At 52.2% G+C, this 26217-nt stretch carries 23 protein-coding genes and 3 pseudogenes; 12 read left to right on the top strand and 14 right to left on the bottom strand.

Going from position 1 to position 26217, the window contains the following annotated elements; translation table 11 throughout:
* Positions 1-4: 4 nt before the first annotated feature.
* The 5 genes and pseudogenes from tnpC (CFI10_RS00330) to tnpA all read right to left on the bottom strand — a co-directional run.
* Positions 5-661 (bottom strand): annotated as a pseudogene (tnpC, locus tag CFI10_RS00330) (IS66 family transposase); the annotation flags it as partial.
* 25 nt (positions 662-686) lie between these two features.
* Positions 687-1721 (bottom strand): IS630 family transposase, encoded by a 1035-nt coding sequence (locus CFI10_RS00335; protein WP_206837791.1) that lies wholly within the window; start codon positions 1719-1721, stop codon positions 687-689.
* Between the two features lie 37 nt (positions 1722-1758).
* Positions 1759-2727, bottom strand: a pseudogene (gene tnpC, locus CFI10_RS00340) (IS66 family transposase); the annotation flags it as partial.
* A 46-nt stretch (positions 2728-2773) separates the two neighbouring features.
* A complete protein-coding gene (gene tnpB / locus CFI10_RS00345) occupies positions 2774-3109 on the bottom strand; it encodes an IS66 family insertion sequence element accessory protein TnpB (RefSeq protein WP_206834807.1) in 336 nt (111 codons plus the stop codon).
* Positions 3110-3141: 32 nt separating this feature from the next.
* Positions 3142-3459 (bottom strand): IS66 family insertion sequence element accessory protein TnpA, encoded by a 318-nt coding sequence (gene tnpA, locus CFI10_RS00350; protein ID WP_206834810.1) that lies wholly within the window; start codon positions 3457-3459, stop codon positions 3142-3144.
* A 197-nt stretch (positions 3460-3656) separates the two neighbouring features.
* Between tnpA and CFI10_RS00355 the strand changes: the two genes are divergently transcribed.
* The 4 genes from CFI10_RS00355 (at position 3657) to CFI10_RS00370 (ending at position 6957) form a co-directional block, all read left to right on the top strand.
* The gene (locus CFI10_RS00355; protein ID WP_206837796.1) at positions 3657-4031 is read left to right on the top strand and encodes a hypothetical protein; all 375 of its coding nucleotides are present in this window, start codon (positions 3657-3659) and stop codon (positions 4029-4031) included.
* A 354-nt stretch (positions 4032-4385) separates the two neighbouring features.
* Entirely contained in the window at positions 4386-4823 is a 438-nt protein-coding gene (locus CFI10_RS00360; RefSeq protein WP_206837801.1) for an HNH endonuclease family protein, read from the top strand.
* A 228-nt stretch (positions 4824-5051) separates the two neighbouring features.
* Positions 5052-6203 (top strand): IS4 family transposase, encoded by a 1152-nt coding sequence (locus CFI10_RS00365; protein WP_206837804.1) that lies wholly within the window; start codon positions 5052-5054, stop codon positions 6201-6203.
* A gap of 64 nt (positions 6204-6267) precedes the next feature.
* Positions 6268-6957, top strand: coding sequence for an NYN domain-containing protein (locus CFI10_RS00370; protein WP_206837807.1), 690 nt, complete (start codon positions 6268-6270; stop codon positions 6955-6957).
* A gap of 285 nt (positions 6958-7242) precedes the next feature.
* Here CFI10_RS00370 and CFI10_RS00375 read toward each other — a convergent pair whose 3' ends face one another.
* The 5 genes from CFI10_RS00375 to CFI10_RS00395 form a co-directional block, all read right to left on the bottom strand.
* Positions 7243-7524 (bottom strand): hypothetical protein, encoded by a 282-nt coding sequence (locus CFI10_RS00375; RefSeq protein WP_206837810.1) that lies wholly within the window; start codon positions 7522-7524, stop codon positions 7243-7245.
* 321 nt (positions 7525-7845) lie between these two features.
* The gene (ltrA, locus tag CFI10_RS00380; protein ID WP_242530065.1) at positions 7846-9252 is read right to left on the bottom strand and encodes a group II intron reverse transcriptase/maturase; all 1407 of its coding nucleotides are present in this window, start codon (positions 9250-9252) and stop codon (positions 7846-7848) included.
* A gap of 430 nt (positions 9253-9682) precedes the next feature.
* Positions 9683-10522 (bottom strand): hypothetical protein, encoded by an 840-nt coding sequence (locus tag CFI10_RS00385; RefSeq protein WP_206837813.1) that lies wholly within the window; start codon positions 10520-10522, stop codon positions 9683-9685.
* Positions 10522-11688, bottom strand: a complete 1167-nt coding sequence (locus tag CFI10_RS00390) for a hypothetical protein (RefSeq protein ID WP_206837816.1) — start codon at positions 11686-11688, stop codon at positions 10522-10524. Before CFI10_RS00390 ends, CFI10_RS00385 begins: the two co-directional genes overlap by 1 nt.
* Before the next feature lie 196 nt (positions 11689-11884).
* Complete coding sequence (locus CFI10_RS00395) at positions 11885-13189, bottom strand: IS1380 family transposase (protein ID WP_206834329.1); 1305 nt, start codon at positions 13187-13189, stop codon at positions 11885-11887.
* Positions 13190-13480: 291 nt separating this feature from the next.
* Between CFI10_RS00395 and CFI10_RS00400 the strand changes: the two genes are divergently transcribed.
* Together CFI10_RS00400 and CFI10_RS00405 are read left to right on the top strand one after the other, a co-directional pair.
* Positions 13481-14482: an AraC family transcriptional regulator gene (locus CFI10_RS00400; protein WP_206837820.1), complete on the top strand. Its 1002-nt coding sequence runs from the start codon at positions 13481-13483 to the stop codon at positions 14480-14482.
* Positions 14483-14944: 462 nt separating this feature from the next.
* Entirely contained in the window at positions 14945-16630 is a 1686-nt protein-coding gene (locus CFI10_RS00405) for an IS1634 family transposase (protein WP_206837824.1), read from the top strand.
* A 689-nt stretch (positions 16631-17319) separates the two neighbouring features.
* Here CFI10_RS00405 and CFI10_RS19410 read toward each other — a convergent pair.
* The 3 genes and pseudogenes from CFI10_RS19410 to CFI10_RS19305 form a co-directional block, all read right to left on the bottom strand.
* Positions 17320-17589 carry a DDE-type integrase/transposase/recombinase gene (locus CFI10_RS19410; protein ID WP_425270421.1) on the bottom strand — a complete coding sequence of 90 codons (270 nt, stop codon included), beginning with the start codon at positions 17587-17589 and terminating at the stop codon, positions 17320-17322.
* Positions 17590-17981: 392 nt separating this feature from the next.
* A pseudogene (locus CFI10_RS00415) lies at positions 17982-18862 on the bottom strand (IS1380 family transposase).
* Positions 18849-19292 carry a transposase gene (locus CFI10_RS19305; protein ID WP_277987735.1) on the bottom strand — a complete coding sequence of 148 codons (444 nt, stop codon included), beginning with the start codon at positions 19290-19292 and terminating at the stop codon, positions 18849-18851. The pseudogene CFI10_RS00415 and the gene CFI10_RS19305 overlap by 14 nt, the downstream one beginning before the upstream one ends.
* Positions 19293-19527: 235 nt before the next feature.
* Here CFI10_RS19305 and CFI10_RS00420 point away from each other — a divergent pair, with 235 nt between their 5' ends.
* The 6 genes from CFI10_RS00420 (at position 19528) to dmpH (ending at position 24048) form a co-directional block, all read left to right on the top strand.
* On the top strand, positions 19528-19818 hold the full coding sequence (locus CFI10_RS00420) for a hypothetical protein (RefSeq protein WP_206837828.1): 291 nt from the start codon (positions 19528-19530) through the stop codon (positions 19816-19818).
* A complete protein-coding gene (locus CFI10_RS00425) occupies positions 19791-20354 on the top strand; it encodes an aldehyde dehydrogenase family protein (protein ID WP_242530208.1) in 564 nt (187 codons plus the stop codon). Before CFI10_RS00420 ends, CFI10_RS00425 begins: the two co-directional genes overlap by 28 nt.
* Positions 20355-20435: 81 nt before the next feature.
* The gene (gene dmpE / locus CFI10_RS00430; protein WP_206837831.1) at positions 20436-21221 is read left to right on the top strand and encodes a 2-oxopent-4-enoate hydratase; all 786 of its coding nucleotides are present in this window, start codon (positions 20436-20438) and stop codon (positions 21219-21221) included.
* A 46-nt stretch (positions 21222-21267) separates the two neighbouring features.
* The gene (locus tag CFI10_RS00435; RefSeq protein WP_206837835.1) at positions 21268-22179 is read left to right on the top strand and encodes an acetaldehyde dehydrogenase (acetylating); all 912 of its coding nucleotides are present in this window, start codon (positions 21268-21270) and stop codon (positions 22177-22179) included.
* Positions 22180-22195: 16 nt separating this feature from the next.
* Positions 22196-23224: a 4-hydroxy-2-oxovalerate aldolase gene (gene dmpG / locus CFI10_RS00440; RefSeq protein WP_206837838.1), complete on the top strand. Its 1029-nt coding sequence runs from the start codon at positions 22196-22198 to the stop codon at positions 23222-23224.
* Positions 23224-24048: a 2-oxo-3-hexenedioate decarboxylase gene (gene dmpH / locus CFI10_RS00445; protein ID WP_206837841.1), complete on the top strand. Its 825-nt coding sequence runs from the start codon at positions 23224-23226 to the stop codon at positions 24046-24048. Before dmpG ends, dmpH begins: the two co-directional genes overlap by 1 nt.
* Position 24049: 1 nt before the next feature.
* Here dmpH and tnpC (CFI10_RS00450) read toward each other — a convergent pair whose 3' ends face one another.
* A complete protein-coding gene (gene tnpC, locus CFI10_RS00450) occupies positions 24050-25492 on the bottom strand; it encodes an IS66 family transposase (protein ID WP_206834310.1) in 1443 nt (480 codons plus the stop codon).
* Between the last annotated feature and the right edge of the window lie 725 nt (positions 25493-26217).

Raw genomic sequence — 26217 nt, forward strand, 5'->3', positions numbered from 1 at the left:
GCCCTTAACTGTACTGCGCCACTTTTTTTGAAGTCCGCTCCAGTTCAACATTCCAGGGCAGCAGTCGCTCCAGCTTTTCCAGTGTGTCGGCGTTGGCGATACGCTCCAGCACATGCCGGATGTACGCCGAGGGTTCCAGGTCGTTGGCTTTGGCCGTTTCGATCAGGGAGTAGCAGGTGGCGCTGGCGTGAGCGCCCTGCGGGGTATCCGCGAACAACCAGGCCTTGCGACCCACGGCGAACGGACGGATGGCATTCTCGGCCAGCACGTTGCTGATGTGCAGGTCACCCCGCTCACAGTAGCCGATCAGGGTGGGCCACTGGTTCAGGGTGTATTCCATAGCTTTGCGAGTTAACCCGCCTTTCATCACGCGACCCACGTTGGCGTCCAGCCAGGCCTTGAACGCTTCCAGTCGAGGCAGGCTCGATGCCTGACGGATCTGATAGCGTTCGGCAATGCTCAGGTCCTTGATCTGACGTTCGATGGCATACAGTTTGTTGATGTGACTGAGTGCCACATCCGCTTTGGACAGCTTGGCCTGTTTGCCTTTACCCGCCGGCTTGGCCGCTTTGGTCGCTTCGATGAACTTGCGGCGGGCGTGATCCCAGCAGCCAATGCGGGTCAGCTTATTGGCTGAACAGATCGGTTCATAACCGGAGTATTAACCCGGCGGAAATTTATGTCGACTATGCAGCATAGGCGATATGCTCTGCATCAAAGTATTTTTTCACTCGTTCAGGACGGCGTTGAAGCGTCAGCATGCATGATCGCGTGCGCTTCTTCAGATCGTCGACAGAGCGAGTAGCAGGCCCACTATGCACCATGCCTTTCAGGTCACAGTTGAGGTATTCATCCGGATTCAACTCCGGGGAGTAGGCTGGCAGGAAGAATACTTCCAGATAGCGTTTGACTGTCTTGCGCTCCAACCAGCGTTTGACGACCTTGGCATGGTGTACCCGCAAGTTATCCAGGATCAGAAAGACCTTGCCGGGCGTCGATTCGATCAGCGCGCGCAGAAATTTCTTCAGGACCTTGGCGGTCATGGTCGACTCATAGAGCATGAATCGTACAGTGCCCTGGTTGGTGATCGCCGAGATCATGTTGAGCGATACACGCTTGGCCGGCAGAGGCTGCACCGGTGTTTGTCCCTTTGGTGCATAGCTCCGACCGTGTTGGGTATTGTTTTTGATACCCGTCTCGTCACCCCAGAAAATCTGGGCATTCTCTGCTTTGGCACGGGCCTGAATCTGCGGGTATTCCTCCTTCAGCCAAGCGTCAACGCGGGACGGGTTCTGCTCCCACGCTTTCTTCAATGGCTTCTGAGGCGTGAAGCCCCAGCGCTTGAGGTAATCGCCCATCGTGCGCACCGGGATATCAATGCCCCAGAACTGCTTGATCAACTGAGTAATCGCGCGCCGTGTCCAAAGCGCAAAGCCAAGCTTGTGCTGGTCGGGCATCTGGTCACGAATCGCCTCGATGACACGTTGTTCCTGCTGTTCGGTCAACCGTCGAGGCTTGTTTTTGGGGCCGCGCTTTTGAACAGCGATAGCCTCGGCACCACCCGCTTGATAGCGCTTATACCAGCGGCCAACAGAGTCGGGATGAACGTCGAGAAGCAGCCCGATCTGCCGGAAGGTTTTACCCTTCTCGCGGAGTCGAATCGCCTTCTGCCTGAGAAGTTCCTGTTGCTCTGGGCTGAGCTTGCGTGCGTCTGTATTCATGCAGGTATTATATCAGATATAAACTACCGCCGGGTTAATAACCATCCGCCTGCAGCACACCCTTGAAGTCATCGAGCAGGCGCACGGGCACCGCTCCACTTCGGGAGGGATCATAGGCGAACAGGACGGACGGTTGGCCCGGCGGTCCGCCTCGGGTCACCCACATCCATTTATCGGATTGGGCAGCTTTGCCATCCTCTTTGAGTACCTGGATGCGGGTTTCGTCGGCCTGCAGGTAGGCCGCACTGTTCTGCGCTTCCCGCATCAGGTTGATCAGCGGTTTGAACACCTCATCCAGACGGATGATCCAGTGGGCCATGCTGGTGCGACTCAGCTCATGGCCCAGACGCTTGAACATCTGCTCCTGACGGTAGAGCGGCAAGCCATCGGCATATTTGGAGGTGATCAGGTAAGCCAGCAGGGCCGGAGTAGCGATGCATTTGCCCAGCGGGTGTGTCGGGCGAGCCGCGGCCAGGATACGCTCATCACCGTCCTGCTCGAACACCGCTTTTTCCTGCCAGTATTCCAGCACTTTGAGCTGAGCCGGGATGTATTCCAGCTCTTCCTTGACCTTGGTGAAGAAGGTTTTCACTGCCCCAGCTTTTTCCTCATCGCTGAGGCACAGCTCGATGCGCTCACGCAGCAGATTATCAGAGAAGCCACGCTGACGGCGTTTGGGTGTAGACGCGGCAGCAGGAGTATCGTCTTCAGCAACTTCAATATCATCCGGGAGCTGATCCCGCAGCTGATCGATCTCGGCTTCCAGCTCGGACTCATCGAAGAGGTGGATCTGGTGGACCGTTTTTTCACTGCTGGCCGCGAACCGCTGGATGCGCTGCAAGCGCAGCATCTCTTCCAGCAGCAGGATGTATTGCTCGCGCTTCTGGATATGCTGCTCTTGATGTTGGAGTTGCTGCTGTAGACCAGCCACCATCGACAGCAAGTCAGCGGTCGATAAACCGCTGAGTTCAGGCATCTTTGAGGTGGTTTCGGGCTGTGTTTTCATGGGCAAAATTATATCAAAAACAGCCAGTTGAAGCACCCAAAACCCGCTATCCAACGGCCTCATAATGTACGGTTTTATGGCCTTGCAGCAGACTGATGTCATAACCATCGAGCAACCAGTTGATCTGCTCGCCGGTCAGCGGCATCAGCTCATCAGCCGGGCTGGGCCACTTGAATTTCTCTTCGGCCAGCGCCTTGTAATAGAGGATAAAACCGTTGTCTTCCCACATCAGGCACTTGATCTTGTTACGCTGCCGGTTGGTGAACGCATACAGGGCACCAGTGAAGGGGCTACGCCCTAACTCCTGCTCAATCAGCACCGCCAGGCCATTGGCTTGCTTGCGAAAATCAATGGGCTCACGGTACAGATAGATCTCGGGCATGGACCGAGAGGGACGCAGATACCGTGGCTTCATCAGAGCTGCCTCAGGATTGCACCGAGCAGGTCAACATTACCGGCATGCAGGCCTGTAATGGCCATGCCACCCGGAAGCCTCAGGGTCAGATCATCCGATAGCGGTGAAGCGGCCACCTGGGTGACGCGAGCAAAGCCGGGTGTTGGTGAGCGCTCGGTATCGGTCGCATCATCTGTACCTTCGAGCTTGCGGCGCCAATAGACAAACTGGTGATAGGACAGCGATTGCTGTTTGCAGAAGGCAGCGCCGGATAGCCCAGTATCACGCCAGTGTTCAATGTGCTGTTGCCAGTGGTAAGTGCGCTCGGCTGAGTTCATGCTGGATTCCTCGCGTAGGTGACGATGGAATCAGTGTGCGGCGGTTAGTGGCTGGAAAAAAGGGGCTGATTTATGGGCGGATACGCTTAAACAGGCAGCACTGGATCGCGATAGCTCAATACGAGACCTGGTGATCCAGGGAATTGAAGATTTAATTAAATGATCATTTGATCAAATAAACAAATGAGGCCAGCCCGATGTCAGATGAAAAATCACTCGACGACCTACTGGGCAAAACACCGAACCCTTTAGAGCGGGATGCTGAAGACAGTGCCTGGCTGAATAATGATGAGGATCAAAATAGTTCATACCAGACAGCTCTGTCGAAAATCACAATCAACAGCGTTGGTCTGGTTCGAGCAGCGGACATCGACCAACTGCCGACAGAACTGAGAGAAACACTCTGGGACTGGATGGCCGGCCAAACGATGCCGCTGATTGATGGTGAACCTTGGGTGTACGGACACGACTGGCGTCGGTTTTTACGCTGGTACAGCACCAAAACTAACCGCAAACCTGGTCGCTTATCTGGAAAAATTCATATCAGAGATGACTTCGATGACCCTATTTGAACTTCAAAAACACAAATGAAACTATGATCATTGCCTCATGTGATCATAGGGATATCACTTCAAGGAAGATTCATGCTCAAGCGCTTTGCACTCCTGGCTGTTACAGCTGCCTTTGCTGCCACAAGCCACGCCACCACAGTCAAACAATCCTCGTCCGGCATCTGTCACGACCAGAACAGCTCTTATTATGAACGAACAAAACGCTTCAAACCATTCAGCTCCCTGGATGCCTGTCTTCGAGCCGGGGGCCGTTTGCCATAGAGCTACAGCAGCAACTCCAGTTCATCATCCAGCAACACACCGACGACCAGCAGTGGCTACAGCCGCGAACAGTTCGGGAGAGGATGGGCCGACGTGGATGGCGACTGCCAGAACTCCAGGCATGAAGCACTGATCGCTCAGTCAACCGGACAGGTGCGCTTCAAGACAGGACGTGAGTGCCGGGTTGTAGCAGGTCGCTGGATTTCGCCCTTCACCGGCGCCGTCATCCATGACCCCAGCAGGATCGATATCGATCATGTGTTACCCCTTAAGTGGGCCTGGGATCGAGGTGCTAACCGCTGGTCGCCCACGCAGCGTGAACGCTTTGCGAATGACCCGGCAAACCTCCTCAGTGTTGAGGCCAGTCTGAACCGGCAGAAGGGCGCAAAAGGCCCCGATCAGTGGCTACCGCCGGCAAACCAATGCCAGTACGTGCTGCGGTTCACTCGCGTCATGAAAACCTACAAGTTGAAGCTGTCACCAGCGGAAGAGCGCCGGCTGACGCAAACCCGCAGCAGGGTCTGCGGGTAGATACCAAAAACTGTTTGCACCTCACGATTGACAGGGGGGCGCATAGAGGCGAATATGTTAAGTACTACTTAACCCTGTACGCAGCAATTCAGTTCGCTGGCTGTTAGGGTGAGAAAACCGGCCTACGAGCCACTGCTGTCCCATAAATGGCAGAAAATGAGAAAGCCTGAATCCAAGTGAGTAAAATGAGAGTGCGACCAAACACTCTACTCACAAAGGATTCAGGCTTTGTCTCATCATAACACCGCGTTTCATCAGTTGCTCCAGCCTTTGTCCAGACACGATTTTGAGCGAACGGCTCGTGAGCATCATGTGGGGCAAAAGCTCCGTTCAGCTTCACGCTGGGATCAGTTCATTGGCATTGCGATGTCCCAGATTTCTGGCCGACAAAGTCTTCGCGACATCGAGTCTAGCCTCGCCAGTCAGCGGCATAAACTCTACCACCTCGGAGCCAAGCCGATTGCTCGCTCAACCCTCGCCCGCCTCAATGAGCAGCAGCCTGCCGAGCTCTATGAGGCCATCTTTTATAAGCTTTTGCAGCGCTGTTCTGTGCGTTCAAATGCGCATAAATTTCGCTTCAAAAATCCACTTTATTCACTCGATGCCAGCACCATCGATCTGTCATTGAATATTTTCCCCTGGGCAAAAATCCATCAGTCAAAAGCTGGTGTAAAGCTGCATACTGGCCTGAACAACGCCAGTTTAATTCCCGAGTTCGTTGCGCTCAGTGATGGACGGGAAGGCGATTTGATTCAGGGGCGCCAGTTCACCTTTCCGGCAGGCAGTATCGTGGCTTTTGATAAGGGCTATGTTGATTACCGCTGGTATGGAGAGCTGACAAAACAAAAGGTTAGCTTTGTTACGCGACTGAGGCCCAAAGCTGTTTATCAGGTGCAGAAATCGAATCCAGTACGTGCCGAGACGTCGGTTGAGTACGATCAAGTGATTGAGTTGAGCAGTCAGCACGCGCAAAAACAGGGCGCACCCACGCTTCGATTGGTAGGGTATAACTGCCCGGAAAGCGGTAAACACTTCCGCTTTATCACCAACAACTTCAAGCTGGCCGCGACGACGATTGCGGCGATCTATAAGGATCGTTGGCAGGTGGAACTCTTCTTCAAAGCACTCAAGCAGAATCTGAAGATAAAGGCATTTTTAGGTAACAGTAAGAATGCTGTGCTGACGCAGATTTGGATCGCCATGATCTGCTATCTACTGCTCTCGTTTGCTCGCTACAGCGCTCGGCAAGGCTGGAGCGTACAACGCATTATGCGAACACTTCAGGTGAGCTTGTTCGAGCGCATACCCCTTTGGGCGCTGCTTAATCCTCCTCCACTAAAGCCAGAAAAAAGGGACCCTCAAATGAGGATCCCTTTATGATCAAAAACTATGGGACAGCAGTGGCCTACGAGCCGGTTTTTTCGCATCCAGGGACTGATGTACTGTGCGCACCGCGTTTTTTATTGACGGATATAACCTCTTTTACGGGCTACTGGCCAACACGCAGTACAAGTGGCTAGACCTGCCTGCCCTGCTATCGCACATTGCTCAAGTTGAGAACCCTGAGTGCGTACCGGCGACGTTTCATTATTTCACAGCTCCGGTACAACCAAAGCTGGCAACTCGCGGGCTATTGTCTAAGCAAGCGCAGGATACCTACATCCGCGTGCTGAAGGCTCAGGGTGTCGAGGTTATCACCGGCCGGCATCAGTTAGATCCAGCCAAAGCCCCCCGATATGTCTGCCCAAACACTCCGCCGTCTCGACAGGACCAGGTGGCCATTTGGAAGCTTGAAGAAAAAGAAACGGACGTGAATATTGCCCTGAGCATGTATCGCATGGCCGTCAAACAAGCCTCTCAGCCCCAAAATCAGCGTATTCAACAGCTCATATTGGTATCAGCCGACACCGATATGGGGCCTGCACTTCAAGCACTTCGAGAAGACTTTCCTGACTTGAGGCTGGGCGTAATCCTGCCTCACCGAGAAGGTATTCAGCGCGTAGCACCCGGCTCTTTGCAGAATCATGCGCACTGGATGAGGCGCAGGGTCACAGTGGCAGAGTTAGAGGCTCATCAGCTCCCTGATCGCGTGCCGACCAAAAAGAAACCGGCAATCAAGCCTGACTACTGGTAGTGAGACCGAGTCTACATCTTCAATGTCAGGTTTATGGGCGGCTTTTGGTCATAAGACCGCCTCTCACGACCATAACGTATCTTTTGAGGTTCGATCTGTGGCAAAAGCAGGGGTGAGCGCGCCCATCATCAGGCGTTTTGTCAGGCTTTCGGGCGCAATAGAGACAAAAAAGCCCATCATAGGCGCCCAAATACCTGACAAAGTGCGCTTTTAGGCGACCGAATACCTGACAAAGAGAATACCTCTGCCACCGGTTCACCCAGTGCCATATGGCCTACGCTTGCGTCAGCGCAGTAACGGGATATTGCCAGGCGCGAATTCACACATATGCAGCCGCATTTTGGAGATCCCCAGGTCGCGCAGCAGCCGAGCGGCGGTGTCGAGGGTCTTGAAAGACCTGAGCTCACCCCGCTTGGTCTCGATCCGGTGGTCAACGCCTTTGACTGAGCGGCAGAGCACGTGAAAGCGGCCATCCTGGTCCTCGATGATAAAAGCATCCAGGATGGCACCGGCCTCAATGAGGGCCTGGAGCTGGTCCAGCTTAACGGTTTTGGTCTCGCGGCTCATTCTGGGCACCCAAAAAGGATATTTTGGGCATCATGCCCTGCCGACTGGAGGTTCACCACCAGGGCGGCGGTCGCGTTCATTTACCGTAATAGCCAAAAATTATCGTACACTCTAACGATTCGGCACTTTGGGCAGAGCACCGTACTCAGAGCTCCAATTAGATCGGTGTGAAATATATACACTGTTCTCTACCAGTTGCCGTTGTGACTTATAGATTTCTTTACTAGATGTCTGAACATCGATCAAACGCATCGAGTAGGAGGAGGTCTTGCGACCTCCGTCCTCTCACACCACCGTACGTGCGGTTCCGCATACGGCGGTTCATGATACGCATTTAAGCCGACGATACTGATCCATCAACGATACCAGTCCGATTCGATCAAACACCTTCTTCGGCAGCGCCTGATTCAAATGCGAGGCGCACGAGTTCCACCAAGGGCCACGCCCATTGATGGCACTGCGCCAAGACCTGTCTTCAGACAGCCCCAGTCGCACCAGCATCCTGGCACGGGTGGACGGCCGCTTCCATTGACGCCAGAGGATTTTGCGCAGATGCCGACGGATCCAACCGTCCAGCGCCTCGAAGCTCCCTTTCACATCGCTATAGCGGAAGTAGTTGATCCAGCCCCGCAGTTTCGGGGTCAGTATCTCGACTGTCCGATAGATCCTCTGTCCTCGACCTCTGCGAAGCACCCCCTTGATCGTGGTTCTAAGCCGTTTCAACGACTTGTCTGCCACTTTAAGACGGATGTTCCGCTTGCGCTTATCCACGCTGTAGCCCAGGAAACTCCTGTTCCAGGGACGATCGACCGCGCTTTTGTCCCGATTGACGCGAAGTTTGAGCCGCTGCTCAAGATAGTCGGTCAATGAGGCAAGAACACGTTCTCCCGCCTTTCGGCTTTTCACGTAGATGTTGCAGTCATCCGCGTACCGGCAGAACCGGTGGCCCCGCCGTTCCAGTTCTCGATCCAGATCCGTCAACAGGATATTGGACAGCAACGGCGAGAGGGGGCCGCCTTGTGGCGTGCCTTCCCGCCGCGCCGTTACCACGCCTCCTTCCATGATCCCGGCCTGTAAATAGGTACGGATCAGTTTCAAGACACGTGCATCCATGATCCTGCGCGCCAACCGCGACATCAGGATGTCGTGGTTGACCCGGTCAAAGAACGCTTCCAGATCGATATCGACCACCCAGCGTCGTCCCTCTTCCATGTAGGATCGGGCCTGCAGGACCGCCTGAGCGGCACTGCGTCCCGGTCGGAAGCCGTAACTGTGATCAGAGAACGTGGGTTCAAAGCGTGGACTGAGTACTTGATGCAATGCCTGTTGGATCAGGCGATCCAGAACACAGGGAATACCCAGCATACGGGTGCCTCCCCCGGGTTTGGGGATTTCAACCTTGCGCACCGGCTGGGGTGTATACCGCCCCTCCAACAGTTGCTGTTTGATCTCGGGCCAATGGGTTTTCAGGTAAGGCTTGAGCGCCTCGACTGTCATCCCATCCACCCCGGGCGCGCCTTTATTGCGACGAACCCGATCGTAGGCCAGCAGCATGTTGCCACGGGCCAGTACCGCTGACATCAGGTCCATGTCAGCCTCGCTCGGCAGTGATCCTGCGCCCGCTGTAACCGGCAACACCTCGCACGGGACCGCAACCGGGTTCTGCCCGGTCACCTCCTCGGCAAGTGATGGCGTCTCAGCCATCTGTTCAGTGTTGTTCAGGGTCATCAAGGGGCAGGGCTCCCGATTCGTCTATCATGTTCAGCCCTTCAGTGACCGGTAAGCCACCTACTATGGCGTCTGCTGAATTCTGCAGTCCCATCCAGCCGCCTCACGACAGCCGTAGCCAGAGGCAGGACAGCAGACCTCCCAGGGTAAGACACGTGACCTTCACACTTATACCTGCCGCATATACGACCGCTGCTCCGTGCAAGTACCGGGCTTTGGAGATATGCGACTCCTCACCCACAGCTGCCGCCTCGTATGCGATTTCTATTCGTCAGGTCAGTGCTTTGCCTTCGGCTTCCTTCAGATTCCATCTCGCGGTGGACACCCTTGCCGTTCGGCTAGTGGTTCCCCTTGCCGGGCCCACAGAGGACTTGCACCTCCAAGTCATCCGACCGCCACCACGCGCATCGGAACAGCGCCCGTCAAGGCGCTACGCGCCATGCCTGGCGCACACATGATAGACACAATCGTTCCTACGACCGTGCGCTAACAATTTCGAGAATCTCGACTGGAACTGAGCTCGAGTCAGCATCACCGGCTCGGTAATCCGAAGCTCATTCGGTAATGAGTCCCAGTCGTTCTGATTTCTTGCCACATTATCTGGGTTAGGCGTCACGTATAGTTGGTTGTCGTAAAGACCAACATTGTAGATATAGTCCGGGTTCCTGATGCTATCCCCCCAGCACGCTTTCGGACCACCGCCACAGTCAGCTAGACACTGTTTCGCCTCTCCCGGCTTCAGACCACTGCTTCTGACTGTGCTGAATAACTCGCCTATGTCACTTGGATCAAACCCTGGAATTTCAGTGGGTTTAGACGCATCTGTCAGGTATTCAATCGTTTTTTCAAGGCCGGAAACCTTCTCTTCCAGAGCAACATTCCGGAGTTCGAGCTTTCTATTCTCTTCAAGTAAATGATCGATTTGATCATTCTGATTCTTACTACCGCTTGACAGAATCGCATCGGCAGAGAGCAAAAGACGCTCTGTTAGCCATAGAATGTCTTTTGACTCGTCAACGATACCCTTGTCCTTTAGATCCTGGATCTCTTCGTTGAGCCTACTCGCAGCTTGGTGTTCAGTCGTATCAGGCGCAAATGCCGCTTTGAGCTCTTCACTCAGAGCTTTAATTTTCGATCCAAGCAAAAGCAATAACAGAAACAACAGCACGAGCATAATCTCGGCCATGGTGAATCCGAGAATCTGCCCACGCCGGTACTGTTCGGACTGTGTATTGATTACACCATTAAGATCTGAGTCCTGAACGGCCATTAACGATTGTCATCCCGAATAGCGGTCATACCGAAAGCGATATCGGACGAACCCTCCGTTGAACCCTCTGCAATAACTGGGGTTACAGCCTCTACCCTACCGTCGAGCTTATTCTCTATGTGCTGAAGTCGATCTGTAAGACGTTCGATCGTTTGAGCTTGAGCCTCGAGCATCTGTATGTCTTCAGTCCGTCGGATCAGTCCACCTTCTAAAGCTTCCAGCCTTTTAGCCAAAGCTTCCATTGCACTTGTCTGCTGGGCTGCCAGCTCGAGCCGATCAGCAAGTGATTCCTCGATTGTTTCGGCAGTCTGGGCGACACTGAGGCTCGCCTTAGCCAAATATTCGACATCACTTGATGATGCCTTGGCCACTTCATTGAGCTTCTGATTAACGGATCCGCTGAACTGCACGATAGCGTCTTCAATGCCCGATAATGCGCTAGTATCCACCGTTATATTCTCAAACTTAGAAATGGATCGTTTGGCAGCAGACGCCGCATTAACCAGCGCACTCTGTTCAGCCTTGACTGTATTCACCAATTCTTGCGTCGTTCGCTCCAGCTCTTCGCAGATGTGCTCGGTTCGTTTATTGACCGATGCGGAACTCGCTTTTACAACCTCATCCAGTGCTCTAACTCGTTCCGCTACGACATCATTCAACCCCTTAGCGAGGGCATCGTGTGCTTGCGCGATGGAAACGGCCGACTCCTCTGTCACCTGCGCCATCTGACGATGAAGAGAACCAAAGTTCTCGCTGGCAACCGCCATTTGACTGCGTAGCCGCATCGAAGCGTCTCGCAGTGTGGCGTGCATCTCTTTCTCAACACCGACAACGTCTTTGCGCATTTGAGACAGTAGACTTCGAAGAAAGATCCCGACCACCGTTGCAGCAAGTGCGACACCAAAATTGGACACGATGAAGTCATCTTCGGCGTTGTCACTGTATTGAATCAGGGTAACCGTAAGGCTAATCAGCGTGAATAGGAATCCGAGGTAGTAAGTATTATCGCCAATCTGGTCCCTTCGAAGTTCGAGCCTGGGTAACAGGAGTGCAGCACCGACATATGACAGCAAAACGCCCACTGGAACTGAGACCACCACCCAGATAGGCCATTGATAATACTTTCCTGAATCAGTGACTTCACCCGCTGTTGCAGCACCCAGCACTGAAGACGACCTCGCTCTTTAACACAGCTCGATCTTATCTAACGTGTACCGGGTTAATCTACGCCACTGCAGCATCGATCATGCTTCTCACCGCAGTATTTCGTCTCGATTCTGTCTGCAGGCCAAGGCATACCCTGCCATGCATGGCGCTCGGGCGTGTGGCTATTTTGAATGGCTGTAAATCCGACAGTCCGGATCAGGCCAGCCCGTAGACGCGACTGAATGCCCCGAAACCGGGACAATGTCGTCCGAAGCGCAGGTGGAGACGACGACCGCTGCTGACTAAGCGACAGGCCATATACATCAGTTCCTGAATCACGGTTTTCAGCCGCCGACGCTTGGCCGGATGACGCACCGGTGCATCCGGCCCCAATAGCGCGTTCTGTCCCATCCAACGCAGTATGTTGTAGCCCAGTACGGCAAAGGCTATGACCAGGTCGTTGGTATCGAACTTCCCTGACGGCAAACGTTCGAGATCCAGATCAGTCTTGAACTCACTGTGGAACTGTTCGCTGGTGGCGTGATCCTGGTAGAGCGCAATGACCTTGGCGTTATCTGCTGCGTCCGATGTGAGTGAAGTCGTCCAGCCCTCCAGGCTGACCTCCGGCTCCAAAAACAGCTGTCCTGAACTGTCACTCTGGCGCACCGTCACCTTGACGATCAGGCGGTCGTCCGTGCCATCCAGCGGTTCGCTTACCAGCGTTTCCATTTTGCCCGGTCGGGTATGGCACCAAAGTGCGCCGGCCGCATGAGCCTTGTCGACCCAGGCCAGTCCATCTTGTGAGCGGGGGTTCCACTTAATCAGGTAGTCTGCCCCGTGCGCACGGAAGTACCCCCGGTTCTCGGCGGCATCATGGGCGCTGTCAAGACGTACCAGTAGCGGTGCATCGGTCAGCTCTCGGACTCGAGGCAGCACCCGGTCGAGGGTGTGAATAAACTCTTTATTGGCATGTTGGTTACCCGGTCGCAGCTCACAGCCCAGACACCAGCCCTCCGTGCCCAGGTAGGCCGCGATGGGGGCATAACCGTCATGCCCCTTGTAGGTATAGGCCACGCCCTCTTTTTTACTGTTGCTGTTGTCCATGGGAAACACGTCCATATCCAGTGGCACGTGCCCGGTGGTGAGTGTGCCGATAGGCACCGAAGCGTTACACAGAAACTCGACGCTGGCCTCATCCAATAACGGGATCAGTGCGCGGGCATCTTCATCAAAGCGCTGACGCAGCCGGGCCGATGAAGGTGATTGCTTGATGCCCATGGCCGCTTTGAAGAAGGGATCATGGCGTGCGTGCTCGACCGCTTCGAAGTCGCTCTTGCCAAGGCAAATCAACCCCAGGTAGGTACGGATGAGGTCGATGTTGGCGATGCCATGGCGCTTGACGATGGAGCGCGAGGTCTTAGCCAGAGAGGTCATCCTGTTCACGCTGTGCCCAACCAGCGCCAGACCACCGTGGGGTGTGATAATCTCGGTTTTTGACTGTTCAAGCTTGAAGGTACGCATAGTCAGATATCACTGCCTGGGTGAATCGAGAATGGCGTCCATATTACCGCCGCAGGCCGCGTGGTTACAGTGTTGTAGAGGTGTGAGTGGGGTTGTAAGTCACGGAATCAGGTAATATTCATCCTTGACAGCCAGGATGAAGGCTCTCATGCAGCCAAACCGAAAATATTGACCCTCCTCGGGGGCGCATGCTAGTTTTAACTAGCCCTCCACCGTTCGACATCAAAAAATTACCAGAACAAACAATTCAAACAATAATCGAGTCGGGGCTGAGACCATTTGGTTTTTACTATGCTGGAACATACGAGCCTCTTTAAAGGCGATGCATCTAAGAAATTATCAGCTGATATTCAGGATACTGTGGGTGCGGTATCATGGATGTCCAATATATGCGGACCTCACGATCTGCAGGTTTACAATTCCCGCAGAATGCATTTCCGACATGTGGGTAACATCTTATCTTCCACCACAACCGCCATCGGCTATATAGAATATGGCACCGATGTTACCGTTAACATCGAGGATCTTGAAAACAGCTACAGTATCAGCCTTCCGCTGAGTGGTTTTCAGGAGCTTTCCACCCCTGAACAGAGCATCCAGTCCAATATCACCAGTGGCGTTATTATTTCGCCAACCAAGCCTTGTGAACTCTCGATCAGTGGTAACTGCCGCAAGACACTGGTTCGGGTTTCACGTCAGGAGATGGAACAAACGCTCCAAAGCCTGCTTGGAAAACCGGTCACCCGCCCACTGATTTTTGAGCCAAAAATGGATGCAAACCTGGGCGCTTCCAGCGCCTGGTGGCGCACGGTACGAATGATTGAAGAGGAGTTATCCAAGCCGGATAGCCTCTATAACTGCGCACCGTTTATTCGCGATATCGAACAGGCATTAATCAAAGGAATTCTGACGTCACAACCGCATAATTATTCCGATGAAATCCGGGATGCGTTCAAACGAAAACTACCCGCCTACATCATCAAAACCATCGATTATATTCGCAGCAACGCAAAAAACGATGTCCATATTGATGATATAGAGTGGGTTGCTGGTGTTTCGAGAAACAAGCTCTATGAGGATTTCAAAAACTACTTAGGTGAACCACCAACCGCCTACCTTAAACGGGTAAGACTGGAGGGGGTACGAAACGATATTTTCAACCTTGGCAGACACGAAAGCATCTCCACCCTGGCAATGAATTGGGGATTCACTCACCTCGGCCGTTTCTCATCCGAATATAAAAAGCTGTTTGGCGAAACCCCCTCGGTCACTCAAAACAGAGCCACGCCTTAACGCTTAGATAGTTGCGAATCAGTATCTGAAAGTAAGCACGTCTTCCGTCCCCTTGCACGAGCTCAACGATGGATCATCAGTTAACTTTTGCTGACAGAGAGTCCGGTCAAAAACGCCAGCTTCGTCAAGCAGATTCACAAGCCTTCTGAAGCTCTCTTGCTGCCATCAATAGCGGGGGCATTTTAAAGGAGCATTGCTGATTTTCAGGAAAATGCCCCCATTAATGCCCCCTAACCCACCCCGGATTCAGGTGATACAAAGCATAAATTTCAGGCACAAAAAAACCAGCTACGAGCTGGCCTCCCGAGTTCGACAGTTATCCACTGAAAATTGTCTTTTTTACACACCGCAGCCCAGTATTCATGCGGGTTTCCGCTTTTTAGACGCCTAAAACCTTGTAGTGGCATTCCTGTGGATATCTTTTCTGTTTTAAAGGTCATAAAGAGATGATAAAGTCATGGCATGTACGTCAAAGTCACCAAGTCCGGCCCTCGCAAGTATGTGCAGCTCGTTGAAGCCTATCGAGACGAGAACGGCCGCCCAAAACAACGCACGATTGCGACCCTCGGCCGTCTCGACAAGCTCGGTGATGAGCTGGAGTCCGTGGTCGAAGGTCTGTGCCGGATTACCGGGCGATCGCTACCGGATAAGCCCGCCGTCAGCTTTGAGTCATCTCGTGCCTTGGGTGATGTCTGGGCACTGACTCAGCTCTGGAATGCGCTCGGCTTTGAACAGCTGCGCAAGGCCTTCCGCGGTACGCGTCACAGCATCCAGATCGAAGCCTTGATCCGCATTATGGTCATGAATCGCCTGACCTCGCCGGACTCCAAACTGGGCGTGCTGCGCTGGCTGGAGACTGTCTGTGTTCCCGGTGTTGGCAGTATCAAAAAAGTCGACCATCAGCACCTGCTGCGGGCAATGGATGCGCTCAATACCCAACGCGATGCCGTCAATGACAAAGTCACTGAACTGCTGCGCCCGCTGATCGATCAGGAACTGTCAGTCGTCTTCTACGACATGACCACCATCCGTGCCGAAGGCTTGACCGAGCAGGACGAAGAACTCAGGCAGTACGGGCGTTCCAAGGACGGCGGCATCCGTCGTCAAGTCATGCTGGGCATGGTTCAGACGGCCGAAGGACTGCCGCTGTATCACGAGGTGTTTGAAGGCAACACCGCAGAAGTTAAAACGCTTCAGCCCACCCTGAAAACGATCATTGAGCGCTTCCCGGTTAAGCGCATTGTCGTGGTTGCGGACCGTGGGTTACTGTCGGTCGACAACCTGGATGAGCTGAAGCAGATGACACTGCCGAACGGTCAACCGGTTGAGTTTATTCTGGCGGTTCCCGGGCGTCGTTATAGTGACTTCGAACCGATCCTGGAGCCCTTGCAGCGCACGGTTTTTGACTCCGCCGACGCGGAAGTGATCACAGAGACACACTGGCAGGAGCAGCGCCTGATCGTAGCCCACGATCCCGTACGTGCCGCCGATGAAACCGTGGCCCGTGATGCCAGAATCAACGCGATTGAAGAGGAAGCACAGCGCCTGGCCGAGAAGCTTATCCGGCAGGATGAAGGCAAGACCACACGCGGTCGCAAGCTGTCTGATGGTGGTGCAACAGCCCGTTTATACAAAGAGGTCAGCGAATCCTCGTTGGCCAAAATCGTGCGTATTGACCTGAAAAGTGAACTGTTTAGCTACGATATTGACGAAAAAGCCCTGAAGCGTGCACGCCTGATGGATGGCAAACTGCTGCTGGTCACCAACGTCCAGGACTTGTCGCCAACAGAGGTGGTCAAACACTACAAATCACTGGCAGACATCGAGCGAGGCTTCAAGGCGCTGAAATCGGATATCGAAATCGGCCCGGTATACCACCGGCTGCCTGAGCGGATCAGAGCCCATGCCATGATCTGCTTTATCGCTTTGGTTCTGCACCGCGTGATGCGGATGCGCTTAAAGGCAGCAGGCTCCGAGCATTCGCCCATGCGGGCACTGGAGCAGTTACGGCGTATCCAATATCACCAGGCAACCCTCGGTGGCAGCACCGTGACAGGCGTGTCCAGTATGAGCCGTGAGCAGCTGGATATCTTCAAGGCTCTTAGTATCGAAAAACCCAGCGTTGGCACCGATAACCTGATCGTGTAGTGGAGCATTTTGCAGTGCCGCCTATACGAATCAATAGCTTATAACGCCAAGTGTCGAACTCGGGTGGCCTGATGGTTTCCTCTATCGGGGAGGAAGGAATTGGTGGAGCCTAGCGGGGGCTCCCCCAGTTTGCGAACCAACTTAAAATTCAATTAGTTACCGCTAACTACAACCCAATGGTTACACACATTGGTATCACATCGCAACGGATAATTTACGCCGTCACAGCATAAGCCTGATGCTTGTGATTCTCTGGGAACAAAGCTAGGGCTCACTCGGTGGTTCATGATATTTTACGGGATCGAACCCAGCCGCATATCTAGTACGCATTACCTACGATTTATCCTGTCATAATTCTTTTCTCGAGCCACTCAGGTAATCCTCCCATAAAGAAATAGATCGAAAAAATACCTCCTCTTGTAGATGTGCTTACAGAGAGCTCCCTCGAAATTTACCTATCCATATTCTAGTTATTTGAGAAACATAAAAAAAGCACGTTACCGATGATTAGCATGCCTAACGCAGCAGTAGAAACTCACAACGCTTCCAACTGGTACTGACAAGTTAACTTCATCACCCAAACCAGAATCAAGCGAGAAGCCTTAAAGCAGTAGCTTCTCTCCATTCATTAAACGCACCTTCCCTGAAATTCCGATAGTTCAATGCTGAAACCATCTCCCTACCAAGATTTAATGGTTATAAACCACAGCATGAACACTTAAAAATCTCTGCGCCTGATCTATTGATTTAAACCGCCGCACACCACGCTCTCTTGCCCTGGTAGGCTGATGAGAAAGCTCTGCCTTATTGTTCGCATACTGAGATGTATCGTGGATAACATCAGGCATCAACTCCCGGTGAGCTACGCGATAACTACCCAACTTATCGATAGCAATCTTCCGCGGTCTACCTTGATTAGATACAATCAGACGTTTCAGAAATCGCTTCGTAGCTGACAATGATTCCTCGTTTAGCCAACAAATCTTCTACATCTCGATAGCTGAGGTTAAAGCGATAATATAACCAAACCGCATGCGGGATGATTTCTGACGGGAAAAGGTGACGTTTGTACTTTGACAGGGATGAATTCATCTCTAGATTATCTCGTAGCTCAAGTTAACTTGTCAGTACCTGGCTGACACTATGCAGAACATTTTCTCATGCTGGGGACTTAATCACAGGTTCCCTAGCCCGCATTTTTCATGAACATATTCTGACAGCGGATGCCCTTCGGTATTATCCGGCGAGTGCCGTAATTTCTCAGATTTAGCCTTTTAGGGCTCGATTTCCCATGTTCAAGACACAACTCCCCCTTTCCCCCATTGGTTTGAGCCGGGGGCGCTCGCTTTATCTACCCCGGTGACAATGCCTGGGCTATCCGTATAAACTCTTTCTGATCCGGACAGTTTTCGTTCATCAAAAAGCGGATTCGCCGAGTGTTGTACGTCACCACTGCCGCGATCTTAATTAACTTTAAGCGGAGGGTGTGCACACTCAGTTTGCGGTATTTGGAACTCAGCACTTCCCGCAACTTTTCAAACAGTACAAACGCTAACATAGAGAGCATTAACCGCCATTGGTTACTCCGCCCATGTTTGCTGGAGGTACGTTTAGCAAACAGGTCCAGTGCTGATCCTTGATCCGGTTCTCCATATCACCTCGCGCACAGTACTCTTCGCAATACAGCTGGGCATCATGGCCTGCCAGTGAGGTGACGACAAAGCGTGGATTACGCCCTTTATCCGTCACTTCTGCTTTGTCGATCACACTGCGGGCTTTCTTCCAACTACCCGCTTGGTAGCGATAACGCCAAAACCCTTTGGTTGACCCGGTCTGGCCCTCTTTTCGACGCTTCGTATGATGCCGCTCTACATGTTTCCAGAGCGGCTCAAGCAGGGCCTCTAAATTACTGTTTCGAGCAATGCCGACCAGGTAATCAACTCGATTACGCTCGCACCAATTCAGGACTAACTGGCGGCAGAAACCACTATCGCCCCGAAAAACAATCTGCACATCAGGCCAGTGGTGGCGAATAAATGTGACCAACAATTTGAGAATGGACCCCGTATGTTTAGCACCGTCGATTCTGCTCTGGCGGAGGTAAGCCAGCAACGGAAACCGACCACTGAAAACGTATAGCGGCAGGTAGCAATAGTGATCATAGTAACCGTGAAAAAACTTCTCGGGTTGATCTCCGTGCAAAGGAATATCCGTGGCATCAAAGTCCAGCACGATACGCTTGGGAGCCCGGCGATGAGCCGCAATAAACTGCCCCAGAGAAGGCGATGTGACGCGATAATAGCGTCCGATCCATCGCCGCTTCGAATCGATACAGAGTTGCGGTACTGGCCAGGGGTTTAAATCGCTCCACGGCGGTTTCCACGGTGAAGTCAGCCCGCAGTTGTTGATGATCATTGAGGTCTTCATAGCCAGCGGCCATAGCGAAAAGGCGCTGCTGTAACATCGCTTTTAAACTGTGCTGAACCTTGCTTGACTGACGGTTATCCGATAAGCGTTTAGCGAGGGAAGCGGATAGTTGGTGTTTGCGATCGACTTCCCGCAGGATCCATAAACCCGCATCACTGGTGATATGACCACCGGAGAACTGAGCGTCGACGGTACGACGAAAAAGGGGTGAAAACTGAAAAGTATGTGGTAACACTTTGTAAACGGCTGATTGTTTATAAGGATTGACTAGACACCAATAACCATAACGCTTTCAGCCGTTTTTGTTTAGTTTTTCATGAAAAATACGGGCTAGGTGTTTATCTTTTTATTAAAAATAGGATAAAGGGTCTATAAATCTGGATAGATCGTATTAATTTTCTTTGGTTATATAGGGAAATAGGATTGAATTATACATTATTACAATATTGCTCATTAGCGGAGAAAAGAACATGAATAATAAAGACTCGCTTAATAACTGGCGTGAAAAAGTAGAAGGTTGGGTTGATGTGAGGCCTGATGATAAGGTCTATCGAATAGCACGAGAAGCATATACTGATCGAGATGTTTTTGATCTTGAGATGGAACTAATATTTGAAAATACATGGATATTCGCATGCCATGAAAGCCAAATTGCTAACAATAATGATTTTTTTACTATGCAAGCAGTGGTCAGGTTTGCCTGGGCACTGAGCGTGTTTATGTTGAACGGCCTATTTTTGAAGCGTTTGTGCAACGCCTGAAAGCAGAAGTTGAAAAATTAAAGCTAGGAGTCCCTGAAGATTCAACGGTGGATTTCGGGCCTCTGGTAAGCCAAGAACACAAAGAAAAAGTCCTTTCATACTACCGCCTGGCGGTTGAAGAAGGTGCAACTATCGTTACTGGTGATGGTGTGCCGGATATGGGGACTGAATTGAATGCCGGTGCCTGGGTTGAGCCCACTATCTGGACCGGTTTGTCAGATGATGCACGGGTTATAAGAGAAGAGATATTCGGGCCTTGTTGTCATATTCGCCCGTTCGATACTGAAGAAGAGGTGATCGAGCTGGCCAACGATACTAAATATGGATTGGCAGCCGCGATCTGGACTGAAAATTCTGCCCGGGCTTCTCGCGTTGCAGAAGCGATGGAAGTCGGTATTGCCTGGGTCAACAGCTGGTTCCTACGTGACCTGCGTTCCGCCTTTGGTGGTGCTAAAGAATCGGGTATTGGTCGTGAAGGTGGTGTTCATGGTCTGGAGTTTTATACCGAACTAAAGAATGTCTGCATCAAACTTTGATCTTGTCGAATTAAATGCTCTTTTCAGCGGCTTCTATTGCAGAGAGCGGCTGAGAAATTCTGACTGAATAGAGAAAATATTATGAATAAAGAACAGATTATCCTCTGTGGTGATGAGCTGTATGAGGCGATGATTCAGCGCCATACTCTACGTCCATTCACCGAACGTTTTGACGACATTAACATTGAGGATGCCTATAACATCTCATTGCGTATGATCGAACGTCGTGTTGCGGCAGGTGAAAAAATTATCGGTAAAAAGATCGGTGTTACCTCAAAAGCGGTTCAGAACATGCTCAATGTTCATCAACCGGATTTTGGTTTCCTTACCGATTCTATGGCCTATTCAGAAGGCCAGGAGATGCCGATCAGTACCCAGCTGATGCAACCTAAAGCGGAAGGTGAAATAGCCTTCATTCTGAAGAAGGATTTGTTGGGTCCAGGAATAACCAATGCCGATGTTTTGGCTGCGACAGATTGTGTGATCCCTTGTTTTGAGGTGGTCGATTCTCGTATCGAAAACTGGAATATAAAAATTGAGGACACGGTTGCTGATAACGCTTCCTGCGGTCTGTTTATTTTGGGTGATAAGGCAGTAGATCCTCGTAAAGTGGATCTGGCGACCTGCGGCATGGTCGTTGAAAAGAATGGTTCTATTATTTCTACCGGCGCAGGCGCTGCTGCATTGGGTAGCCCGGTTAACTGTGTTGCCTGGTTAGCGAACACCTTGGGTGAATTCGGTATCCCGCTTAAAGCCGGTGAAGTTATTTTGTCCGGGTCTTTAGTTCCTCTTGAGCCGGTTCAGGCTGGGGACTTTATGAGCGTCAGTATCGGTGGTATCGGTTCTGCTTCCGTTCGCTTTGTATAACAGCTTGCAACTATCGGCTTCTTATTAGGGGCTTAGGGTGAAATTTATGAGTAAGAAATTAAAAGCAGTGATTATCGGACCGGGTAATATTGGTACCGATTTGCTGATGAAAATGAAACGTTCCGAGTGGATTGAGCCGGTTTGGATGGTGGGTATTGATCCGGAATCCGATGGTCTGACACGGGCGCGTGAGATGGGGATAAAAACCACCGCCGATGGCGTTGATGGATTGCTGCCCCATGTGTTGGAGGACGACATCCGCGTGGCCTTTGATGCCACCTCTGCTTATGTTCATGCGGAGAACAGCCGCAAGTTGAACGAACTGGGTGTGATCATGATCGATCTGACGCCTGCGGCGATTGGCCCTTTCTGTGTGCCGCCGGTAAACCTGGTGCAGCATGCAAAAGAGTTAGAGATGAACGTCAATATGGTGACCTGTGGTGGCCAGGCGACGATCCCGATGGTGGCTGCTGTCTCTCAGGTTCAGCCCGTAGAGTATGGCGAAATTATCGCGACGGTTTCCTCTAAATCAGCCGGCCCTGGTACCCGTAAGAACATCGATGAGTTCACCCGGACCACTGCGAGCGCAGTCGAAAAAGTGGGCGGTGCGAAAAAGGGTAAAGCGATCATCATCATCAACCCGGCTGAGCCACCATTGCTGATGCGTGACACGGTTCATTGCCTTACCGAAGGCGAGCCAGATCAAGCGGCTATTACTGAGTCGGTTCACGCCATGGTGAAAGAGGTACAGAAATATGTACCGGGTTACCGCCTGGTTAATGGGCCTGTGTTTGATGGCAACCGAGTATCCATGTTTATGGAAGTAGAAGGTCTGGGTGATTACCTGCCTAAGTACTCTGGCAACCTGGATATTATGACCGCAGCGGGTCTGCGCACCGCCGAGATGTTTGCTGAAGAAACCAGTAACGGCAACATTACCCTGCCAGCACGCGGCTAAGTGGAGAAATAAGACAATGAATCTTAAAGACAAGAAAGTAATACTTCACGATATGAGCTTGCGGGATGGCATGCATGCGAAACGTCATCAAATCTCAGCGCAGCAGATGGTTGCTGTTGCTCGTGGTTTGGATGAAGCCGGAATGCCGCTGATCGAAGTCACCCACGGTGATGGCTTAGGTGGCACCTCGGTAAACTATGGTTTTCCAGCGCACAGTGATGAAGAGTATCTCAGCGCAGTTATTCCGAAGATGAAAAACGCTAAGGTCTCTGCATTACTGTTGCCGGGGATCGGAACGGTTGATCATCTACGCATGGCGAAAGACTTGGGTGTGAGTACTATCCGTGTCGCTGCCCACTGTACCGAAGCGGATGTAACAGAACAGCATATCGGCCTGGCAGCCAAGCTTGAGATGGATACTGTTGGCTTCCTGATGATGGCGCATATGGCTACCCCGGAAAAGATTGTAGAACAGGCAAGGCTGATGGAGTCCTACGGGGCGAACTGCATCTACTGTACTGACTCGGCGGGCTATATGTTACCGGATGAAGTGACAGAGAAGATAGGTCTGCTGCGGGCAGAGCTGAACCCTAGCACTGAGATTGGTTTCCACGGTCATCACAATATGGGGATGGCGGTAGCCAACTCATTGGCAGCGATCGAAGCCGGTGCGATTCGCATAGATGGATCGGTTGCGGGTCTGGGTGCTGGAGCCGGTAACACGCCATTAGAAGTGTTAGTCGCCACATTGGTACGGCTGGAAGCGGACCACGGTATCGATCTGTACAAGATTATGGATGTTGCGGAAGATTTAGTCGTGCCGATGATGGATCAACCTATTCGTGTCGATCGTGATGCTCTGACACTGGGTTATGCCGGCGTGTACTCGTCGTTCCTGCTGTTTGCGAAACGGGCAGAAGCGAAGTATGGGATTCAGGCGCGAGACCTTCTGGTAGAGCTGGGCCGTCGCGGAACCGTAGGTGGACAGGAAGATATGATAGAAGACCTGGCGCTGACAATGGCCAGAGAGAAGGGGTTAATCTAATGGCTGAATCGAAAGAGAATAAGTTAACAAAGTCACAGATCGAAGAGCTGGCGATTCATCTGGAAACGGCTGAACTTGAAGCCTATGAAGTCACTAAGATTACCAATGACTTCCCGGAGATGACCTATAGAGATGCCTTCGATATCCAGTGGGAGATTCGTCGTCGTAAAGAGGAACGTGGCAATAAAATTGTTGGCATGAAGATGGGCCTGACCTCTTGGGCGAAAATGTCTCAAATGGGTGTTGAACATCCTTGCTACGGTTTTCTAGCGGATTACTTTTCAGTTCCTGAAGGTGGTGAAGTTAAGCATGATGAGTTAATCCACCCTAAGATTGAGGCTGAACTGGCATTTGTGACTAAAGCGCCACTGAAAGGGCCAGGCATTCATATTGGTGATGTACTTCGTGCAACCGATTTTGTGATGCCGGCAGTTGAAGTGATCGATTCTCGCTATAAAGATTTTAAATTTGATTTGAAATCCGTTATTGCAGATAACTCATCTTCCTCACGCTTTATTACGGGTGGCCGGATGGCCGACGTGGCAGATCTGGATCTGAAAACCTTGGGCGTCGTCATGGAGATCAATGGCGAAGTCGTTGAAGTGGGCGCGGGTGCTGCGGTGCTTGGGCATCCTGCGGCATCGGTTGCGATGCTGGCGAATATGCTGGGTGAGCGTGGTGAAGAACTGCCAGCAGGCTCCTTCATTATGATTGGCGCAATTACCGCTGCGGTACAGGTTAATAAAGGTGATTCCTTCTGTGTTCGCTATCAGGACCTGGGCTCTATCAGCGGTAAATTCGTCGTAACTATTCAGTTGGCTTGATTTAAAAAGTTTTCGGATTATCGCTTGGCGCTGCCATGAAGGTCGGCAAACGTCCTTCGAACAACAGTGTCAACGCCTCGGAACCACTCAGGTTTTGCTTGCGCGCCGTCGACAGATAGCTGCGCACACGACAGAAGATCTGTGCCCCATCCATCGAGCGGAAGCAGCCAGAGATCTTCTGCTGCACCTTGAGCATACGGATATCACGCTCGCCTTGGTTGTTCGTAAAGGGGACCGCCGGATCGTCCAGAAAGCGCAAAACATCTGCCTCATAGTCGCGCAACCGCTCCAGCAGGTTGCGCGCCCGAGAGCGTTTGAGCCGACCACGCTTGCCCTGCCGTTGGTTTTCATCCGGTGGCGGACACTCGTCTTCCGCTTTTTTGAGGCATTGCCGGTAGGCCTTTCGCCACCCTTCTGCCTTTTCAGGCGGCAGGCTGCCGCCCGCACTCTTAACGGCATCCTCCATGGTGCACAACAGGGTTTGCATGCGCTGCGCCCAGGTCTGTTTGTCCTGCTCCCAGGCGCGCTGAAGCTCGCGCAGATGGTGGGCATTACAGAGCGCATGCCGGCACTGATAGCGGTAGTACGGTTTCCAGTGGTCATGACAAAGCACGCCGTGGAAGCGCGGCAGGATACCGATGGCCTCCATCGCCTCGTGACCCCGGTGAGCATGGGGCGCCAGCCAGGTCAGGTCATCATTCGAGGCGCAATGCAGCCAGCGGCGTTGGCCACCGATGTTGATGCTGGTTTCATCGGCGTGAATCAGCACCGACTCGGCCAGACGGTCCTTAACCCAGTGCTCGAAGCCCTCAGCTTTGTCGAAAGCGTCTTGGTTGAAGTTGAACAGCGACCCTGCGCTGAGCGGGATACCAACCTGATCCTCAAAGTATTCGCGGACACGTTCGTAGGGCAGCAGCTGGTACTGCGACAGATACACCGCATGCGCTTTCAAGCGGGGACCATACTGCACCGGACGATCAACACCGGCCGGGAATGGCGCTGTGACGCGTTGCCCCTGTTCGTTCTCCAGGATCTCGGCCTGGTACTCGGTCACGAAGCGGCTGATATCCAGATCGAAGACCTGACGCTTTTCATAGCCGACCACGCGGAATGCGCTGCCCTTAGGCAGGGTGCGCCGGTCGACCTTCACGGTCTTGATCGCATCCGGCTCCTCGACCCGTTGCAGCGTCTTGCCAATACGGCCAGGCTGTCCGCCCGGTTTACGCTCACCTTTACTGCGGCTCTTCTTGGGCCGGTTCGGATCCTGGGAGGGCGGCGTACTGCTGTTGGTACTGTTCGTGTTGAGCCGGCCGGTCATCATCTGGATCAGCACCATCATCATCTCAATGGCTGCGCGCAGAGATGGCGAGAGTGTCTTGTCGTCCTGGAGCTGTTGTCTGACGTTCGCCAAGATGGCGTCGACATCCATATTGCTGATCTTCATGAGCCTGAGTATCGTCGATTGATGGCCTATTATCGCACGACTTTTTCAGGTCAAATTTTTCGCTTTGTGTGCGGATCTGAGCAACTTTTACATTGCTCCCACGCTCCGAGACATAGAGCTCCGCCAGACGCCACAGAGTGGCGGTACGGCACCTTGAGGCAGGCTTTAAAGCGAAATACCGACTGTCACTGGACTGGGAGATATTTTGACAAAAAACCTGTCAAGAACTTTTTGCAGGAACTTGAGCTGAATAGTTACAATTCGTCTAACACTTGAGTAAATAGTGTGATTAAACAGTTTTATGTGAACAACAGGTTACCCATTCCGGAGAAGAGGTTCCGGATGCGCTTGGCATCTACGGTCGGGACAAGCTGGATTACTAACACCAGTTAAAAGTCTGGGACATGTTATTTTGAGACAGTTTTATCTTTTCCCGCCATCTGAATACTAATGTGTTGCAGCTGGGTACCGTAAAGAATCATGAATATATACAGGCCTAAGACTATGGAAAACACCGACATTATCGTGACTGAAGACAGTCTAAGGTACGCAAGGAATACTGCCTAAATATGAATCAATGATTGAATGAGAGCTTGTGCTGTACAGGGGATCGGGCTGGAGTTCTGATTTTATTCTCTTGTTCAGAAACATCTCTTTCGCTATAAAATGGAGATAATTCGTACAGTTGTAGTTTCCAGTCCGGTGTTGAAGTACTAGTTGTTTAA

Origin of the sequence: Marinobacterium iners (genome assembly GCF_017310015.1) — a bacterium.
In the GTDB taxonomy this organism is placed as follows: domain Bacteria; phylum Pseudomonadota; class Gammaproteobacteria; order Pseudomonadales; family Balneatricaceae; genus Marinobacterium; species Marinobacterium iners.